Source organism: Pseudomonas sp. MF06569 (assembly GCF_059862735.1).
This window is the reverse complement of the sequence record NZ_JCBCUZ010000010.1, coordinates 104,235-122,247: the sequence shown is the minus strand read 5'-3', so window position 1 is coordinate 122,247 and position 18,013 is coordinate 104,235. Positions and strand designations below refer to the sequence as shown.

The 18,013-nt window shown below is 58.0% G+C and carries 17 protein-coding genes; 3 read left to right on the top strand and 14 right to left on the bottom strand.

All coding sequences use genetic code 11. From position 1 onward, the window contains the following. Positions 1 to 59: 59 nt before the first annotated feature. The 4 genes from AC19YQ_RS12420 to AC19YQ_RS12405 all read right to left on the bottom strand — a co-directional run bounded on the left by AC19YQ_RS12420 (position 60) and on the right by AC19YQ_RS12405 (position 1,987). Positions 60 to 521, bottom strand: a complete 462-nt coding sequence (locus AC19YQ_RS12420; RefSeq protein WP_019822065.1) for a 7-cyano-7-deazaguanine/7-aminomethyl-7-deazaguanine transporter — start codon at positions 519 to 521, stop codon at positions 60 to 62. A gap of 93 nt (positions 522 to 614) precedes the next feature. Further along, positions 615 to 824 (bottom strand): DUF1289 domain-containing protein, encoded by a 210-nt coding sequence (locus AC19YQ_RS12415; RefSeq protein WP_133076268.1) that lies wholly within the window; start codon positions 822 to 824, stop codon positions 615 to 617. Next, positions 817 to 1,344 carry a gamma carbonic anhydrase family protein gene (locus AC19YQ_RS12410; RefSeq protein ID WP_133076269.1) on the bottom strand — a complete coding sequence of 176 codons (528 nt, stop codon included), beginning with the start codon at positions 1,342 to 1,344 and terminating at the stop codon, positions 817 to 819. The genes AC19YQ_RS12415 and AC19YQ_RS12410 overlap by 8 nt, the downstream gene beginning before the upstream one ends. 40 nt (positions 1,345 to 1,384) lie before the next feature. Next, positions 1,385 to 1,987, bottom strand: coding sequence for a CoA pyrophosphatase (locus AC19YQ_RS12405; RefSeq protein WP_133076270.1), 603 nt, complete (start codon positions 1,985 to 1,987; stop codon positions 1,385 to 1,387). Between the two features lie 145 nt (positions 1,988 to 2,132). Between AC19YQ_RS12405 and AC19YQ_RS12400 the strand changes: the two genes are divergently transcribed. Both AC19YQ_RS12400 and AC19YQ_RS12395 read left to right on the top strand, forming a co-directional pair. Then, positions 2,133 to 2,690, top strand: a complete 558-nt coding sequence (locus AC19YQ_RS12400; RefSeq protein ID WP_133076271.1) for an NUDIX hydrolase — start codon at positions 2,133 to 2,135, stop codon at positions 2,688 to 2,690. Positions 2,691 to 2,725: 35 nt separating this feature from the next. Next, positions 2,726 to 3,292, top strand: coding sequence for a L,D-transpeptidase family protein (locus AC19YQ_RS12395; RefSeq protein ID WP_133076272.1), 567 nt, complete (start codon positions 2,726 to 2,728; stop codon positions 3,290 to 3,292). 72 nt (positions 3,293 to 3,364) lie between these two features. Here the strand turns inward: AC19YQ_RS12395 and AC19YQ_RS12390 are convergent, their stop codons facing one another. Continuing rightward, complete coding sequence (locus tag AC19YQ_RS12390) at positions 3,365 to 3,676, bottom strand: YqfO family protein (RefSeq protein ID WP_133076273.1); 312 nt, start codon at positions 3,674 to 3,676, stop codon at positions 3,365 to 3,367. 21 nt (positions 3,677 to 3,697) lie between these two features. Next, positions 3,698 to 7,594: a phosphoribosylformylglycinamidine synthase gene (gene purL, locus AC19YQ_RS12385; protein ID WP_133076274.1), complete on the bottom strand. Its 3,897-nt coding sequence runs from the start codon at positions 7,592 to 7,594 to the stop codon at positions 3,698 to 3,700. Positions 7,595 to 7,879: 285 nt separating this feature from the next. Here purL and mltF point away from each other — a divergent pair, with 285 nt between their 5' ends. After that, on the top strand, positions 7,880 to 9,337 hold the full coding sequence (gene mltF / locus AC19YQ_RS12380) for a membrane-bound lytic murein transglycosylase MltF (RefSeq protein ID WP_133076275.1): 1,458 nt from the start codon (positions 7,880 to 7,882) through the stop codon (positions 9,335 to 9,337). 136 nt (positions 9,338 to 9,473) lie between these two features. Here the strand turns inward: mltF and pdxJ are convergent, their stop codons facing one another. From pdxJ to lptF, 8 genes are all read right to left on the bottom strand, one after another. Further along, positions 9,474 to 10,217 (bottom strand): pyridoxine 5'-phosphate synthase, encoded by a 744-nt coding sequence (gene pdxJ / locus AC19YQ_RS12375; protein ID WP_326397409.1) that lies wholly within the window; start codon positions 10,215 to 10,217, stop codon positions 9,474 to 9,476. A 50-nt stretch (positions 10,218 to 10,267) separates the two neighbouring features. Further along, complete coding sequence (gene recO, locus AC19YQ_RS12370) at positions 10,268 to 10,957, bottom strand: DNA repair protein RecO (protein ID WP_219261658.1); 690 nt, start codon at positions 10,955 to 10,957, stop codon at positions 10,268 to 10,270. A gap of 95 nt (positions 10,958 to 11,052) precedes the next feature. Beyond that, positions 11,053 to 11,955: a GTPase Era gene (era, locus tag AC19YQ_RS12365; RefSeq protein WP_019822047.1), complete on the bottom strand. Its 903-nt coding sequence runs from the start codon at positions 11,953 to 11,955 to the stop codon at positions 11,053 to 11,055. Beyond that, entirely contained in the window at positions 11,948 to 12,637 is a 690-nt protein-coding gene (rnc, locus tag AC19YQ_RS12360) for a ribonuclease III (RefSeq protein ID WP_003440162.1), read from the bottom strand. The genes era and rnc overlap by 8 nt, the downstream gene beginning before the upstream one ends. Positions 12,638 to 12,855: 218 nt before the next feature. Next, complete coding sequence (gene lepB / locus AC19YQ_RS12355) at positions 12,856 to 13,710, bottom strand: signal peptidase I (RefSeq protein ID WP_019822043.1); 855 nt, start codon at positions 13,708 to 13,710, stop codon at positions 12,856 to 12,858. Between the two features lie 5 nt (positions 13,711 to 13,715). Beyond that, complete coding sequence (lepA, locus tag AC19YQ_RS12350) at positions 13,716 to 15,515, bottom strand: translation elongation factor 4 (RefSeq protein WP_133076278.1); 1,800 nt, start codon at positions 15,513 to 15,515, stop codon at positions 13,716 to 13,718. A gap of 161 nt (positions 15,516 to 15,676) precedes the next feature. Next, positions 15,677 to 16,738 carry an LPS export ABC transporter permease LptG gene (gene lptG / locus AC19YQ_RS12345; protein WP_133076279.1) on the bottom strand — a complete coding sequence of 354 codons (1,062 nt, stop codon included), beginning with the start codon at positions 16,736 to 16,738 and terminating at the stop codon, positions 15,677 to 15,679. Continuing rightward, a complete protein-coding gene (lptF, locus tag AC19YQ_RS12340; protein ID WP_133076463.1) occupies positions 16,731 to 17,849 on the bottom strand; it encodes an LPS export ABC transporter permease LptF in 1,119 nt (372 codons plus the stop codon). The genes lptG and lptF overlap by 8 nt, the downstream gene beginning before the upstream one ends. Positions 17,850 to 18,013: the final 164 nt, after the last annotated feature.

Sequence of the window (18,013 nt, the reverse complement as noted above, 5' to 3'; positions counted from 1 at the left end):
ATCGAAGGCGCGCACACAACCTGCGCCTGCAGGGGAAGAAAGGCCGGCATTTTACCTGACTAAACGGCGGCTTTGCGCAGTCGCCAGGCCATTGCCAGCCACACACAGGTCACTCCGGCAAATTTCGACGCCATGGCGATGAGAATCACGCCCGGGGTAAACGCATCGATCATGCCGAAAAAGATAAAGGTATCAATCGGGATACTCAGCGCAGAGCTGATCCACAAGCGGTCATGCAAGGGTCGCTTGGTGATGCTGAACACCAGCCAGTCGATGCATTCGGAGACGGCGAACGCGGTGGCGCTGGCCAGGGCAATCGAAGGGTCAGAGGTGATGTATGACAGCACCAGTGCCGCCAGCATGGCCAACAGCGCACCGTGGCCAAAGCGGGTTTGCACCATGTCGCGCAAAACAAACACCAGCCCGCCCCAGGCCGACCAGATAATGTCCAGGTGCGGCGCCGTTGAGAACGCGAAGTTGATCAGCACGACGCTGGCGATATAAGCGATAAGAAACAGCATGGGAGCGGGCGACACCTCTGAATAAGGCGCACAGGGTACTTGAGTCGCACCCGATTTTGTACCCGCCACATGCCCCTGTGACAGCGGTATTTGTCAGGTACTGGCGCCCTGCATCCACACCAGGCCACTGGACTTGGCCCGCTCATGACACAGCACCAGCACTTCCCGGCGCTCGACGTTGGTCATGCGGCTCCAACGGGTGATTTCAGCCACGGTACGCTGACAACCACTGCACACATCGTCGTCATCCAATGCGCAAATGTTCACACAGGGAGAGGCGACCGGGCGCTCCACTTCAGTCATTGCTCTGCACCTTCAAATCACGGGCATAACGCTGGCCGTTCTGCACGTAATGCGCGGCACTGGCCTCCAGCAGTTTTTTCTGTTCGTCGGTCAAGTCACGCACCACCTTGCCCGGCGACCCCATGACCAGAGAACCGTCCGGGATTTCCTTGCCTTCGCCAATCAGCGAGTTGGCGCCAATGATGCAATGCTTGCCGATTCTGGCGCCATTGAGGATGACTGCATTGATCCCGATCAGGCTGTAATCTCCCACCGTGCAACCATGCAACATGGCGTTATGGCCAATGGTCACCCCCGTCCCCAGGGTCAGCGGGTAGCCCATATCGGTATGCATCACCGCGCCATCTTGCACGTTACTGTTCTTGCCAATCAGGATCAGCTCGTTATCACCGCGCAACACGGCGTTGAACCAGACACTGGCACCCTCCTCCAGGCGCACCTTGCCGATCAGGGTGGCGTTGGGCGCGGTCCAGCTTTCTGGATGGGTTTCGACGAGCGAGTCGCCCAGGCTGTATTTCATGCAGATGTCCTCAAGGCAGCGTGGCCGTCTGCTGACGGCTCTAGATTGGAATGGAACGCTCAGGCGGGGTATGCAGATTGATATTGACGTCGTCGTACAGCAGGTTCATCAGCTCAACGATCATGATTGCCGTGAGCCCCCAGATTTTATAAACCCCAAAACGGTAGCTCGGCACATACCAGCTGCGCCCCTGATAATCGATGCGATGGGTGTGCTCACGGGGGTCCTGGCGAAAAAACTCCAGAGGTACGCTGAACACGGCAGCAATTTCGGCGTCGTTGGCCAGGTATTCAACGTAGTCCGGGACGAGGCCAACGTAGGGCGTTACACGGATACCGTGCAACGAAATCAAAGGGCTCAGCGGCCCGATGACTTCGACCAGCCCGGGCGGCAGACCGATCTCTTCTTCGGCCTCACGCAGGGCGGTAAATACCAGATCCGGGTCTTCAGGATCGCGGCGCCCGCCCGGGAAAGCCACTTCACCGCCGTGGGTCGACAACCCGCTGGCACGCAGGGTCAGAATCAGTTCGGGTTCAGCGCTGCGCGTCACCGGCAACAGCACGGCAGCCTCGGGGAAATTCCGTTCCGTTTCCAGCGTGCGCGGGGTGTAGCGGCTTACACGGCCAAGCAGCTCGTCCAGCATAGGTCATCTCGATCCGTCACTTATCGGGCATCATGCACCAAATCGTGGGCAGCACCCAAGCCCCACAGTGTCGCAGCCGCCATATCGCACTTGCCGCGAGGCCGCCTCAGCCCCCAAGATAGGCGCCAGAGCCAGAGACCCCAGCATGAAATTTTGCAGCCAGTGCGGCCACTCCGTCAGCCAACACATCCCTCAAGGCGATTCACGCCTGCGGTATGTGTGCGACCACTGCCAGACCATTCACTATCAGAACCCGAATATCGTTGCCGGCTGCCTGCCGACCTGGGGCACACAAGTGCTGTTGTGCCGTCGCGCCATCGAGCCGCGCAAAGGCTACTGGACGCTGCCCGCAGGTTTCATGGAAAACGGCGAGACGGTCGAAAATGCAGCCCGACGTGAAACCCTCGAAGAAGCCTGCGCTGCAGTTGAAAACCTGAATATCTACACCCTGATCGATGTACCGCACATTAATCAGGTGCATATTTTTTATCGTGCCGAGCTGCAAAGCCTCGATTTTTCAGCCGGTGAAGAGAGCCTTGAAGTCCGGCTTTTTGAAGAAGCTGACATCCCTTGGTCAGAGCTGGCTTTCCGCACGGTCAGCCGTACCCTAGAATGTTTTTTCGCTGACCGCCGGGACAACACCTACCCCGTGCGCAGCGAGGCTGTAGCGCCCCTGTCCAGCCTGATCAAACCCCAACAATAATGCTGTTCGCCTTGCACCTCAGGAATATCCCTCTAATGCGTTGGTTGCTCGCTGCTCTTTGCTTTTCATTTGCCGTTACCTGCCAGGCTTCTGTTGTCATCACCGTAAACGGCAAACCCGTCGATAAGAATCAGGTACTCCAGTCAACCCCATCGGCACCCTCTGCGCACGCCGGGCAAAGTATCGACAAGGTTCTTGTGCTCAAGTCTGCCCGCAAGTTGCAACTGATCAGCGATGGCAAACCGATCAAGACCTACCGCATCTCCCTGGGCAAACAACCCAAGGGGCCAAAAATGCGCGAGGGAGACAAACGCACACCTGAGGGGCTGTACTGGGTCGACTGGCGCAAAAAAAGCGACAAGTTCAACCTGGCCATGCACATCAACTACCCCAATATCAGCGACGCGGCCACCGCCCGGCGTGAAGGCGTGAACCCCGGGTCGATGATCATGATCCACGGCACGCCGGACAGCGAAGAAAACCCTGAAGAACTGTTCCACACCCTGGACTGGACCGATGGCTGCATCGCAATGAAAAACCACGAAATGCGCGAAGTCTGGAACCTGGTCAAGGACGGCACGATGGTTGAAATCCGCCCTTAGCCCCACGCCACGCACATAACAAAAAACCCGCTGACCGTTACCGGTCCAGCGGGTTTTTTATACGCATTGCAGCTAGAGATCAGCCAAACGCCACACTTCATAAGCGGGCGTTTCATACGGGTGGCTGTGCTTGAGCGCAGCCACCACGTCGTGGACAAGATCGTCTGCGACGACCAGCTCAACTTTCCATTCCCCGACATATTCGACCTGGCCGGTTTGCCCGATAAACGGCTGACTGCCGTCCAGCGCGCGAAACTGGCCCTGGCCCAAGGTCTGCCAGGCGCAGTGGTCATAATTGCCGATTCGTCCGCCACCGGCGGCGAATACGGCATTTTTGACCACGTCCACGTGGCTTGGGGGAACGAAGAAGCTGAGCTTGTACATCGCTTTTAATCTACCCAGCCTTTAATTGACCCAAGCACGAGCGTTACGGAACATGCGCAACCACGGCGCATCTTCGTTCCACTCTTCTGGACGCCACGAGTTCTGCACGGCGCGGAAGACACGCTCAGGGTGCGGCATCATGATGGTGACACGCCCGTCACTGCTGGTCAGGCCGGTAATCCCGCGCGGCGAGCCGTTCGGGTTGGCCGGGTAGTTTTCAGTGACCTTGCCGTGGTTGTCGACGAAACGCAGCGCCACAGAACCGGACAGATCCGCTTGCAGCATGGCTTCTTCGCTGGCGAACTCGGCATGACCTTCACCGTGAGCAATGGCGATTGGCATGCGCGAACCGGCCATGCCCTGCAGGAAGATCGAGTTCGACTCCTGCACCTGGACCATCGCCACACGGGCTTCGAACTGCTCGGAGCGGTTGCGCACGAAGTGTGGCCACAGCTCGCTGCCCGGAATCAATTCGCTCAGGTTGGACATCATCTGGCAACCGTTGCACACACCCAGGGAGAAGCTGTCGGTACGCTCAAAGAAGCTCTGGAACGCATCACGGGCACGGGCATTGAACAGAGCCGACTTGGCCCAGCCTTCACCGGCACCCAGCACGTCGCCGTAGGAGAAACCACCGCAGGCAACCAGGCCCTTGAACTCGTTCAGGTCGACACGGCCGGCCAGAATGTCGCTCATGTGGACGTCGATGGCATTGAAGCCGGCGCGATCGAACGCCGCTGCCATTTCAACCTGACCGTTTACACCCTGCTCACGCAGTACGGCCACTTGAGGGCGAATGCCTGTCTTGATGTACGGCGCGCTGATGTTCTCGTTGACATCAAAGCTCAGCTTGACGCTCAGGCCCGGATTGTCTTCTTCAAGCAACACGGCGAACTCTTGCTCCGCGCACTCGGCGTTGTCGCGCATACGCTGGATCTGGTAGCTGGTTTCAGCCCACTGACGTTGCAGCAGACGGCGCTGACCTTCAAACACGGTCTCGCCATTGAACTCGATGCTTACATCGTCACAGTTGCGCGGCTGGCCAATGACCGATACGCAGTCGCCCAAACCGGCAGCGCTGAACTGCGCAAGGATGTCTGCCATGGAGTCCTGGCGAACCTGGATCACTGCACCCAACTCTTCGTTGAACAGGATCGCAGGAATGTCGGCAGCGGTTTCAGCCAGGCCGTCGAGGACCAGGTTGACACCACAGTGACCGGCAAACGCCATTTCCATCACGCTGGTCAGCAAACCACCGTCGGAACGGTCGTGGTAAGCCAGCAGATGGCCGTCGGCATTCAAGCCCTGGATCACGGCGAAGAAAGCCTTGAGGTCTTCTGCGTCATCCACGTCGGGAGCCTGTTTACCCAGCTTGCCGTAGGTTTGAGCCAGGATGGAGGCGCCCATACGGTTTTGGCCACGACCCAGATCGATCAGAACCAGATCGGTCAGGCCCTTGTCCATGCGCAGCACGGGGGTCAGGGTCTGGCGCACATCGAGCACCGGGGCAAAACCGGTAACGACCAACGACAGCGGCGAGGTGACCGTCTTGTCAGTACCCTCTTCGCTCCAGCGGGTTTGCATGGACATCGAGTCCTTGCCCACCGGAATGGTGATGCCCAGCTCAGGGCACAGCTCCATGCCGACCGCTTTAACGGTGTCGTACAGGCGGGCGTCTTCACCCGGGTGACCAGCAGCGGACATCCAGTTGGCAGACAGCTTGATGTCACTGATCTTGCCGATCCGCGAAGCTGCGATGTTGGTCAGGGTTTCGCCGATCGCCATGCGGCCCGATGCCGGGGCATCCAGCAGTGCCAGCGGAGTACGCTCGCCCATGGCCATGGCTTCACCGGTGTAGACGTCGAAGCTGGTGGCGGTGACGGCAACGTCAGCCACAGGCACCTGCCACGGACCCACCATCTGGTCGCGAGCAACCAGGCCGGTGATGGTACGGTCGCCGATGGTGATCAGGAAGCTCTTGCTCGCTACAGCCGGGTGATGCAGGACGCGTTCAACACATTCACCGATGTTCAGCGCTGCCGGATCGAAATCATCGCCCAGCTCTGCTTCACGCACTGCTGAACGGTGCATGCGCGGCGCCTTGCCCAGCAACACTTCCAGTGGCATGTCCACCGGGTTGTTGCCGAAGTGGCTGTCGGTGACGGTCAGTTGCGGCTCGGCAGTGGCTTCGCCGACGACGGCAAACGGGCAACGCTCGCGTTCGCAAATCGCCTGGAAGCGGTCGAAATCTTCGACGCCCACGGCCAGAACGTAACGTTCCTGGGATTCGTTGCTCCAGATTTCGTGCGGGGCCATGCCCGGCTCGTCGTTTGGAATATTGCGCAGTTCAAAACGACCGCCACGCTCACCGTCGTTCACCAACTCCGGGAAAGCGTTGGACAGACCGCCCGCACCCACGTCGTGGATGAAGCTGATCGGGTTTTTGTCGCCCAGCTGCCAGCAACGGTCGATCACTTCCTGGCAACGACGTTCCATTTCCGGGTTTTCGCGCTGAACCGAAGCGAAGTCCAGGTCAGCCGAGCTTGCGCCGGTGGCCATCGAGGAAGCCGCGCCGCCGCCCAGGCCGATCAACATCGCCGGGCCACCGAGCACGATCAGCTTGGAGCCAACCGTGATTTCGGCTTTCTGCACGTGTTCGGCGCGGATGTTGCCCATGCCGCCAGCCAGCATGATGGGCTTGTGGTAACCACGGACTTCTTCGCCGCGGGGAGTCGTGATGGACTGCTCGAAGGTACGGAAGTAACCGGTCAGGGCCGGACGACCGAATTCGTTGTTGAACGCAGCACCGCCCAGAGGGCCTTCGATCATGATGTCCAGCGCGGTAACAATGCGCTCTGGCTTGCCGTACGGCACTTCCCACGGCTGTACAAAGCCTGGGATCTGCAGGTTGGATACGGTAAAGCCGGTCAGGCCAGCCTTGGGCTTGGCACCACGACCGGTTGCGCCTTCGTCACGAATCTCGCCACCGGAACCGGTCGCAGCACCCGGGAACGGGGCGATTGCGGTTGGGTGGTTGTGAGTTTCGACCTTCATCAGGATGTGTACAGGCTCCTGCACCGCGCCGTACTGGCGGGTTTCAGGGTCCGGGAAGAAACGCCCGGCAACACTGCCTACGATGACCGAAGCGTTGTCCTTATAAGCAGACAGAACGCCCTCGCTGTGCATCACGTAGGTGTTCTTGATCATGCCAAACAGGCTTTTGTCCTGGCTCTGGCCGTCAATATCCCAACTGGCGTTGAAGATCTTGTGACGGCAATGCTCGGAGTTGGCCTGGGCAAACATCATCAGTTCGATGTCGTGCGGGTTGCGACCCAAACCATTGAAGGCGTTGACCAGATAGTCGATTTCGTCTTCAGCCAGTGCCAGACCCAACTCGACGTTGGCTTTTTCCAGCGCGGCGCGACCGCCACCCAGCACGTCAATCGCTGTCAGCGGCTTGGGCTCGGCGTGACTGAACAGACCGCTGGCCTGCTCGAGATTACCCAGCACGATTTGCGTCATGCGGTCATGCAGTGCAGCACCAATCAGCTCGGCATCAGCGTCGCTGAACTGGCCAGCCACGTAGAACGCAATGCCTCGCTCCAGGCGCTGGACTTTAGCCAGGCCACAGTTGCGGGCAATGTCGCTGGCCTTGCTGGACCAGGGGGAAATGGTGCCAAACCGCGGCAACACCAGGAACAGTCGGCCGCTCGGCTCTTGGACCGGTACGCTTGGACCGTACTTCAGGAGACGAGCCAGTACCTGCTGTTCATCGCTGGTCAGCTCACCGGTCGTTTCGGCAAAGTGGGCGAATTCAGCATACAAACCAGTGACAGCCGGAACCTTCAGGCTCAGTTGTGCAAGGAGTTTGCTGTGGCGAAAGGCAGAAAGGGCAGGAGCGCCGCGCAGGATCAACATCTTCGGGACAGCCTCGGGAGGGGTATGCTTTGAGGCCCGGCATTCTAGCCTAAACCGTTCGCCTCGGCACCCGAAACGGTACACCTGACGCACACCAGACGTCGCTAATCGACCAAACCCTTATTCTTTATAGCTATCAGCCGCTTCAGAGATGGTCTTTTATGATCTTTAGACAGTGACCCGACCCCCATTCCACAGGGGTTTCAGGGTTTTTTGCAGCCAATATCAGAATGATCAAAAATTGTCGAGATATGGCACCTGCGCAGCTTTGCGTATACTGCGCGGATGTTTTCTCTAACTGTATTCCGCCAGCGCTGCGCCAGATGGCTCTTCGCAACCGGACTCTTCCTGATGCTCGGTGCCTGCGTTGAAAAACCCAGCACCCTTGAGCGCGTAAAGGAGGACGGGGTACTGCGGGTGATCACCCGTAACAGCCCGGCGACCTATTTCGAGGATCGCAATGGCGAAACCGGCTTTGAATATGAGCTGGTGAAGCGCTTTGCCGACGATCTGGGGGTAGAGCTTAAAATCGAAACGGCTGACAACCTGGATGAAATGTTCAATCAGTTGAGCCAACCCGACGGCCCTGTTTTGGCTGCTGCCGGTCTGGTCAGCAGCGAGAAGCGCCTGCAACAAGCCAAGTTCTCCCACCCGTACCTTGAAGTCACGCCGCAGATCATCTATCGCAACGGGCAATCGCGTCCGACCTCCCCAGCCGATCTGGTTGGCAAACGCATCACCGTACTTAAAGGCAGCTCCCACGCCGAGCAGCTTGCCGAACTCAAGAAGCAATACCCCGGGATTGAATACGACGAGTCCGACGCTGTCGAAGTCGTTGACTTGCTGCGCATGGTCGATGAAGGCCAGATCGACCTCACACTCGTCGACTCCAACGAAGTGGCCATGAACCAGGTGTACTTCCCCAATGTTCGTGTGGCATTTGATCTGGGCGACGCACGCAGCCAGCGCTGGGCAGTTGCCGCAGGTGAAGACAACAGCCTGCTCAACGAGATCAATGCGTACCTGGACAAGGTCGAGAAGAACGGCACCCTGCAACGCCTCAAAGACCGCTATTACGGGCACGTGGATGTACTGGGCTACGTGGGTGCCTACACCTTCGCCCAGCACCTGCAGCAGCGTCTGCCCAAGTATGAAAAGTTCTTCAAGGATGCCGCAAAAAAAGAACAGATCGACTGGCGCCTGCTCGCAGCCATGGGCTACCAGGAATCATTGTGGCAGCCCACGGTAACGTCCAAGACCGGCGTTCGCGGACTGATGATGCTGACCCAGAACACTGCGCAAGCCATGGGCGTTTCCAACCGCCTGGATGCAAAGCAGAGCATCATGGGCGGCGCCAAATACCTCGCGCTGATCAAGAGCGAGCTGGACGATGACATTGAGGAGCCTGACCGCACGTGGTTTGCGCTGGCGGCCTACAACGTTGGCGGCGGACATCTGGAAGACGCACGCAAACTGGCCAAGAAAGAAGGCCTGAACCCGAACAAGTGGCTGGACGTGAAGAAGATGCTGCCTCGCCTTGCGCAGAAGCAGTGGTACAGCAAGACACGCTATGGCTACGCACGAGGCGGTGAGCCGGTGCATTTTGTGGCCAACATCCGTCGTTACTACGACATCCTGACATGGGCCACACAGCCGCAACTTGAAGGCGATCAGGCTGCTGACAGCAAGCTGCACATCCCCGGTATCGACAAGACCAAGCCCAAGGAAGAGCCACAGCTGTAGAGCGATTCATGTGCCGTAGTCGCTGCCGAGGAACGAAGGCTGCGAGCTTTATCGCGATGCTCGTAAAATCAAGAGCTCGCAGCCTTCGTTCCTCGACAGCGACTACGGGTCAGTATCAGATCCGCACCTGATCTACTTAAACCTTAGCAGCAGCCACTATCAGCGCTTTCATCTCGGCCACAGCAGATCTGAAGCCCACGAACAACGCATGCGCCACCAGCGCATGGCCAATGTTCAACTCGTTAATCCCCTTGATTGCCGCTACCGCTTCCACGTTGTGGTAGTGCAAGCCGTGGCCGGCGTTGACGATCAACCCCTGGGCCAGACCAAACGCCACCCCCTGTGCCACGCGCTGCAACTCTTCAGCGACGTCGGAAGGGGTTTGCGCGTCGGCATAGCGGCCAGTGTGCAGTTCGATAGCAGGTGCACCGACACGCCTTGACGCTTCAATCTGACGCTCGTCCGCATCGATGAACAGCGACACTTCACAACCGATTTTGGCCAGACGCTCGACAGCGGCTTTGATCCGCGCCTCTTGCCCGGCTACATCCAGACCACCTTCAGTGGTCAGCTCCTGACGGGTTTCGGGCACCAGGCAGATATGAGCCGGGCGAATGTGCTCGGCAAATACCATCATTTCTTCAGTCACGCCCATTTCGAAGTTCATGCGCGTTTGCAGCACGTCCTTGAGCAGCAGCACATCACGCTCTTGAATGTGCCGACGGTCTTCGCGCAGATGTACGGTGATGCCGTCGGCGCCCGCCTCTTCGGCGTCCAGCGCAGCCTTGACCGGGTCAGGGTAACGCGTGCCGCGAGCCTGACGCAGCGTGGCTACGTGGTCGATGTTCACGCCGAGAAGAATGCGATTGCTTTGGGTCACTGGGGCTCTCCTGAAGAGTTGACGATTCGGCGCACAGCATACCGGTCTATTCAGGGCTTGCGAAACAACTCGCGACTGGCCAGGGGCTTGCCAGCCAAATGCACGGCCAGTGCCTGACGCATCAGGCGCTTGGCAGCAGACAAGGCGCCAGGAACGGTCCAGTCAGCCTCGGCCATCCCGTGCAGTTCTGCGCCATGAAACAGTCCGGGCTGCACCAGATAAATCCGCTCAAGCCCCGCATCTACCTGCAACCGATACATGCCATCAGCCGCCACCGGCTCGCCGTGAATGTCATGAGCCAGGGAAAAGCCATAGCCCAAATCGTCCAGCAAGCGCCACTCGAACGCCCGCAGCAGTGGCTCCAGCGGTCGCCCTTCAGCCAATGCCAAAAGCGTTGCCGCATAGTGGTCGAAGACCGCCGGATGAGGGTCTTCGGCAGGCAAAAGCCGCACCAGCAGTTCGTTGAGATAAAGACCGCTGAACAGCGCTTCGCCATTGAGCCAGGTAGAGATACCCGCGCTCTCCATGCGCCCTACGTTTTTCAACTCGCCCCGCCCGCGAAACTCGATTTCCAGCGGGACAAAGGGCCTGGCCAACGAGCCCGCCTTGCCCCGCGCACTGCGCAACACTGCCCGCAGGCGACCTTGAGGCGTGATGAAATCCACCAGAGCGCTGGTCTCACGATAGGGACGACTGTGCAGGACGTAGGCGAGTTGGGCTGTGGGGGCTTTGCTGGACATGGAACTCAGCTATCTCAGAAGGCAAACACTGCCAGGAAGAACAGCACAAAACCAAAGTGGGAGCGGCGGTGCTCCCACAGGGGGTAGTGCCGTGCTTACAGGTCGCCGTAGCCCAGGGAACGCAGGGCGCGTTCGTCGTCGGACCAGCCGCCTTTGACTTTAACCCACAGGTTCAGCATGACCTTGGAGTCGAACAGCAGCTCCATGTCCTTGCGCGCTTCGGTGCCGATGCGCTTGATACGCTCGCCCTTGTCGCCAATGATGATTTTCTTCTGACCGTCACGCTCAACCAGAATCAAGGCATGGATATGCAGGGTTTTGCCCTGCTGCTTGAACTCTTCGATTTCGACAGTGATCTGGTACGGCAGCTCGGCGCCCATCTGGCGCATGATTTTTTCGCGCACCAACTCGGCAGCCAGGAAGCGGCTGCTGCGGTCAGTGATCTGGTCTTCCGGGAAGAAGTGATCGTTTTCCGGCAGGTGATCGGCGATCACGCGCTCCAGGGCTTCAAGGTTGTGACCATGCTGAGCGGAGATCGGAATGATCTGGGCGTTCGGCAGTTGCTCCTGAAGCCAGCTCAGGTGCGGCATCAACTCGGCCTTGTCTTCGATGCGGTCGGTCTTGTTCAGCGCTACGATCAGCGGTCCGGTCACATACTGCACACGCTCCAGCACCATCTGATCTTCGTCGGTCCACTTGGTGCGGTCGACAACGAAGATCACTACGTCGACGTCTTTCAACGCCGCCGAAGCGGTTTTGTTCATGTAGCGGTTAAGGGCCTTTTCGCCGCCCTTGTGCATGCCCGGGGTATCAACGTAGACCGCTTGCACGTTGCCTTCGGTCTTGATGCCCAGCATGTTGTGACGGGTGGTCTGGGGTTTGCGCGAAGTGATCGCCAGCTTTTGACCCAGAATGTGGTTCAGCAGTGTGGATTTACCCACGTTTGGTCGACCAACAATGGCAACGTAGCCACAGCGAGTTGCAGTTGTATCAGTCATGGCCATTCTCCACGCCAAGGGCTATCAGTGCTGCGGCGGCCGCTACCTGTTCGGCAATACGACGACTCACACCCTGACCTCGGCTTTTTTCATTCAATAGGGCAATTTCGCACTCAACGAAGAACGTGCGGCAATGCGGTTCGCCCTGGATATCTACCACTTCGTAACGCGGCAGATCGCAGGCACGCGACTGCAAGAACTCTTGCAGACGGGTCTTTGGATCTTTATTGGTGTCGACCAGGGTCAACGTCTCGAACTCGCTGGCAAGCCAGGCCAGTACACGGTCACGGGCGGCGTCCATGCCCGCATCCAGGTAAATGGCGCCAATCAGCGCTTCAAGGGCATCAGCCAGGATCGATTCGCGGCGAAAACCACCGCTTTTGAGCTCACCCGAGCCCAGGCGCAGGTACTCGCCCAACTCAAAACCACGGGCCAGTACGGCCAGGGTTTCGCCTTTTACCAGGCGTGCGCGCAGACGCGACAACTGGCCTTCTCGGGCCAACGGGAAGCGGTCAAACAGTGCTTCACCGGCAACAAAATTGAGAATGGCATCACCCAGGAACTCAAGGCGCTCGTTATTGCGCCCCGCGAAACTGCGGTGTGTCAGGGCCAGAATCATCAGTTCCTGGTCTTTGAAGGTGTAGCCGAGCTGACGCTCTAAACGTTCTAAAGAAAAACTCACGATTTACCCACGCTGAGTTCGTGGCCGAATGTCACCACCGGACCGATATTAGGGATCAGTGATGTTCGTTTATCGCATAGCAAATGGACAGGGAACAGGCTGTTCGCCGCCGTCACACTTAACGCTTTGTTCAAATCCACATCCTGAATACTCAGGCATACGACTTATTCGTACACCTGAAAAGCATTCGGCGCTGTTATTAACAGCGCCGTTTTTGGCTACTTGATCAGACCAACCCGCGAGAAGTTCGGCAGGTTGCTCGCCTTGGGCTCCGGCCAGCTCATCCAAACAGCGAAGGCCTTGCCGACAATGTTCTTGTCGGGGACCATGCCCAGCTCGTCTTTGGGAATGTTCGGATCATCCCAGTAACGGCTGTCGTTCGAATTGTCGCGATTGTCGCCCATCATGAAGTAATGCCCGGCCGGAACCGTCCACTCCTTGTCAGGCGGCGCACGATAGCGGCTCATTTCCTTGCGGATCATGTGCTCGACTTCGCCCAGCTTCTCTTTGTACAACTCGGCACTGCCCAGGGTGCCAGCTTCGACACCCACCAATTGCTCGGCTACCGGCTTGTCGTTGACATAGAGATGCTTGTCGCTGGTGTAGCGAATCTTGTCGCCCGGCAGACCCACTACACGCTTGATGTAGTTGACTGTCGGATCGCTTGGGTAACGAAACACCATCACATCGCCCCGCTTCGGATCACCCACTTCGATGATTTTCGTGTCCAGTACCGGCAAGCGGATCCCGTACGAAAATTTATTCACCAAAATGAAGTCGCCCACATCCAGGGTCGGCTTCATCGAACCGGACGGGATCTGGAACGGCTCAACCAGAAACGAACGCAGCACCAGTACGATGAACAACACCGGGAAGAACGACTTGCCGTATTCAACCAGCAGCGGTTCCTTGTTGAGCTTTTCGACTACCTGCATATCAACCGGAGTAACACTGGCTTGATAGTTGGCAATGGCCTTGCGCCGGCGAGGAGCCAGGAAGACCAAATCGAGCAGCGCCAGCAAACCGCACACGGCAACAGCAATGACCAGCAACAGCGGGAAATTTAGTGACATAGGACCTAGCTATCCAACCTGAGCACTGCAAGGAAGGCTTCTTGTGGAATTTCCACGTTACCCACTTGCTTCATGCGTTTTTTACCGGCTTTCTGCTTTTCCAACAGCTTGCGCTTACGGCTAACGTCACCACCGTAGCATTTGGCCAGTACGTTTTTTCGGAGCGCTTTAACAGACGAGCGCGCAATGATTTGGCCGCCAATAGCAGCCTGAATTGCCACATCGAACATCTGACGCGGAATCAGCTCTTTCATCTTCTCGGTCAACGCACGCCCTTTGTAGTGAGCGTTGTCGCGGTGAACAATCAGTGCCAGAGCATCAACTTTCTCGCCGTTGATCAGTACATCGAGCTTGACCAGATTGGCCGACTGATAACGGTTGAAATGGTAATCAAGCGAAGCATAGCCGCGACTGGTGGATTTGAGACGGTCGAAGAAGTCCAGAACCACTTCGTTCATCGGCAAATCGTAGGTCACTTGCACCTGAGAACCCAGGAACAACATGTCGTGCTGAACGCCGCGCTTTTCAATGCACAGGGTAATGACGTTACCCAGGTGCTCTTGAGGCACAAGGATATTGGCGCGCACGATTGGCTCGCGAATGTCTTCAATCGAAGAGACGTCTGGTAGCTTGGACGGGTTGTCGACGTAAATCGTTTCGCCCGTCTTGAGCAGCAGTTCGAAAATTACGGTTGGGGCCGTGGTGATCAGGTCCAGGTCGTACTCGCGCTCAAGGCGCTCCTGGATGATCTCCATGTGCAACATGCCCAGGAAGCCGCAACGGAAGCCGAAGCCCAGTGCATCGGAGCTTTCCGGGGTGTACTGCAGCGACGAATCGTTCAGCGTGAGCTTTTGCAGGGCTTCGCGGAAGTCTTCGAAGTCGTCAGAGCTGACCGGGAACAGACCCGCGTAAACCTGAGGCTGGATACGCTTGAAACCTGGCAGTACGTCGACGTCAGGCGTCGTGCTCAAGGTCAGGGTATCGCCCACTGGCGCACCGTGAATGTCCTTGATGCCGGCAATGATGAAGCCTACTTCACCGGCCTTCAGGTCAGTGGTAGCCGTGTGCTTGGGGTTGAACACACCCACGCTGTCTACCAGGTGCATCTTGCCGGTGGACTTGACCAGGATCTTGTCGCCCTTTTTCACGCGGCCGTGGCGCACGCGAACCAGGGACACAACGCCCAGGTAGTTGTCGAACCAGGAGTCGATGATCAACGCTTGCAGCGGATCTTCGTAGTTACCGGTTGGCGCAGGAATGGTGTGCACCAGGCGCTCAAGCACTTCGTCGACGCCCAGGCCGGTTTTGGCGCTGCAGGTCACGGCATCAGTGGCATCAATGCCAATGATTTTTTCGATTTCTTCCTTCACGCGATCAGGATCGGCCTGCGGCAGGTCGATCTTGTTCAGCACCGGCATGACCTCAAGGCCCTGCTCGATGGCGGTGTAGCAGTTGGCAACGGACTGGGCTTCTACGCCCTGCCCCGCATCGACTACCAGCAAGGCACCTTCACAGGCTGCCAGGGAACGGCTGACTTCGTAGGTGAAGTCGACGTGTCCCGGCGTATCAATGAAGTTCAATTGATAGGTAATGCCGTCTTTGGCCGTGTAATACAAGGTGACGCTGTGGGCCTTGATAGTGATCCCGCGCTCACGCTCGAGGTCCATGGAGTCCAGTACCTGGGCTTCCATTTCGCGGGCACTCAGGCCACCGCACATCTGGATGAAGCGATCGGCCAGCGTCGACTTGCCATGGTCAATGTGGGCGATGATGGAGAAATTGCGGATATGACTCAAATCACTCACGGGTCAACACTCAAAAAAGTCGCAGGCAGACTGCCCGCCGAAAAATAGCCGGGAATTGTACCTGATCCTCTCGCCAAGCGTCACGTTCACAGGCCAATGGACACCTACAAAAAAGCCCCTATCGCGAGATAGAGGCTCTTGATTGACTCAATGACCGCTCATCAACCCGCCCGGCGTAACAGCCAGAAACCGGCCAGAGCACAGATGGCAGCCGGCACCAGCACCGCGAACAGCGGCGAGAAACCGAACACCAGGCTCAATGGCCCCAACAGGTCTTGCGCGATCTTGAAGACGAATCCGACCAGCACCCCGGTAAATACCCGCTGACCCAGAGTAACAGAGCGCAACGGGCCGAAGATGAAGGATATGGCCATCAACACCAGCGCAGCCGTTACCAGCGGCTGCAACACCTTGACCCAAAAGGCCAGCCAGTAACGGCCATTATTCAGCCCCTGATCCTTGAGGTAATGGATGTAGCTCCACAAACCCGCGATCGACAGCGACTCGGGAGCCATGACCACGGTATTGAGCAACTGCGGGCTCAATGACACATCCCAGCGCTCTTCAGGGGTCTTTACAACTTCAGTGCTGTTACCGTGAAAAAGCGTGGTGCTCACGTCGCTCAACTGCCAGTTACCCTGGTCGAACTGCGCCTTTTTGGCGAAGCTGGCCGACTGCATCTGGTGATCTTTGTCAAAACGATACCGGGTCACGCCGTAAAGCAGGCCATTGGGCTGAACAGCGTTGATGTGGATGAACTCGTCACCCTGACGATGCCACAGACCGTGCTTGGAGCTTTGGGAATCACCGCCACCCTGCGCCAGCGCGCGATTGGCCTGAGCGATGTTCTCGGTGGCCGGAACCACGTACTCGCCAATCAGCACGCCCGCCAGCATCAGCACCAGCATCGGCTTCATGACGGCCCAGACAATGCGCCCCAGGGACACGCCCGCAGCACGCATGATGGTCAGCTCACTGTTGCTGGCAAGGCCACCCAGGCCAATCAGACAGCCAATCAACGCTGCCATCGGCAGCATTTCATACAAGCGGCGCGGCGCGGTCAGCATGACAAAACTGAACACATCCAGGATGGTGTAGCTGCTGCTGATACTGCGCATCTCATCGATCAACGCAAACAGCAGCGCCAGACCCAGAATAATCCCCAGCACGGCCAAAATCGCAAATAACACACTGCTACCAATGTAGCGGTCGAGCTTAACCACGGGCCATCTCCTCGGCACTACGGCGACTTGCCAGTTTCAAGCGCAGCGGCTCCCAATACATCAGCCCCAGGCCAATGACCAGGAACAGGCCATGCACCCACCACAAGCCCAGCGCCAACGGGATTTTGCCGCCTTCAAGCAGGCCTCGCCCCCAGGTCAGCATGCTGAGGTAGCCCATATAAAGCAGAATGGCCGGCAACAGCTTGAGGAAGCGCCCCTGGCGAGGATTGACCCGCGACAACGGCACCGCGATCAGGGTCACGATAAATACCAGCAGCGGGAAAGCTATACGCCATTGCAACTCGGCGACCGCACGGGGTGCCGGATTGCCGATAAGGTCCGGAGTCGGGATGGCGTCACGATCGGTCACATCATTGCTGACTTCCGGTTTTGGCAGCAATACACCGTAGGTGTCGTACTTGATAGCACGGTAATCGGCCTGCCCCGGATTGCCGTCATAGCGATAGCCATCGTCCAGAATCAACCAGCGACTGCCGTCAGGACGAATCTCCTGGCGACCCTTTTGCGCCAGCAGCACAGAAATACTGCGGTCCGCAGCATCCTCTCCGAGCTTCTTCTGAGTAATGAAGACGCCGGACAAAAGGCTACGGTTATTGCTCAGTTCTTCGGTGTAAGTCACCCGCGTGCCGTCACTCAAGGACTGAAAACGACCAGCCTCCAGGGTGTCGAACTCGGTCAGGGCATCTTGCTTATTGAGCAACAGCTGAAATTCATTGGCGCCCTGGGGTGCCAGGCTCAGGCTGAGCCAGGCCACGATCAGGGCAATCAGCGCAGCAGGAGCCATAGTGATGGCCAGCAAGCGCTGACGACTCATGCCGGTGGCCGACAGAACGGTCATTTCGCTTTCAAGGTACAAGCGACCGTAGGACAGCAGAATACCCAGAAACAGCCCCAGCGGCAGGATCAGCTGCATGAAGCCTGGCAGGCGGAACCCCATGATCAGGAACAATGACCCCGGATCCAGGGCACCCGAGGCGGCCTGAGCGAGATACTTGATGAAACGACCGCTCATGATGATGACCAGCAGCACAGCGCTGACAGCGCTCAATGTAAGCAGGACTTCGCGGGATAGATAACGGAAGACGATCAAACCAGACACTCCAGGGTCGTCAGGCTAAGGCGGCCAAACAAACAGCATAACGAGTCGGCCCATACCTCATCATAGATGAGACGGGCCGTCTAAAAAGATGGCGCATTATCCTGTGAATGACCGCCCCTGTCACTGCGCAGTCTTGAAAGTACCCCGCTGGCCAA

Excerpts from the sequence above, each read along its gene's own strand:
- mltF (WP_133076275.1), top strand. The coding sequence starts at position 7,880 with ATGTTTTCTCTAACTGTATTCCGCCAGCGCTGCGCCAGATGGCTCTTC.
- lepB (WP_019822043.1), bottom strand. The coding sequence starts at position 13,710 with ATGTCACTAAATTTCCCGCTGTTGCTGGTCATTGCTGTTGCCGTGTGC.
- purL (WP_133076274.1), bottom strand. The coding sequence starts at position 7,594 with ATGTTGATCCTGCGCGGCGCTCCTGCCCTTTCTGCCTTTCGCCACAGC.
- recO (WP_219261658.1), bottom strand. The coding sequence starts at position 10,957 with ATGTCCAGCAAAGCCCCCACAGCCCAACTCGCCTACGTCCTGCACAGT.
- AC19YQ_RS12390 (WP_133076273.1), bottom strand. The coding sequence starts at position 3,676 with ATGTACAAGCTCAGCTTCTTCGTTCCCCCAAGCCACGTGGACGTGGTC.
- era (WP_019822047.1), bottom strand. The coding sequence starts at position 11,955 with ATGACTGATACAACTGCAACTCGCTGTGGCTACGTTGCCATTGTTGGT.
- AC19YQ_RS12395 (WP_133076272.1), top strand. The coding sequence starts at position 2,726 with ATGCGTTGGTTGCTCGCTGCTCTTTGCTTTTCATTTGCCGTTACCTGC.
- AC19YQ_RS12415 (WP_133076268.1), bottom strand. The coding sequence starts at position 824 with ATGACTGAAGTGGAGCGCCCGGTCGCCTCTCCCTGTGTGAACATTTGC.
- AC19YQ_RS12420 (WP_019822065.1), bottom strand. The coding sequence starts at position 521 with ATGCTGTTTCTTATCGCTTATATCGCCAGCGTCGTGCTGATCAACTTC.
- AC19YQ_RS12410 (WP_133076269.1), bottom strand. The coding sequence starts at position 1,344 with ATGAAATACAGCCTGGGCGACTCGCTCGTCGAAACCCATCCAGAAAGC.
- AC19YQ_RS12400 (WP_133076271.1), top strand. The coding sequence starts at position 2,133 with ATGAAATTTTGCAGCCAGTGCGGCCACTCCGTCAGCCAACACATCCCT.
- AC19YQ_RS12405 (WP_133076270.1), bottom strand. The coding sequence starts at position 1,987 with ATGCTGGACGAGCTGCTTGGCCGTGTAAGCCGCTACACCCCGCGCACG.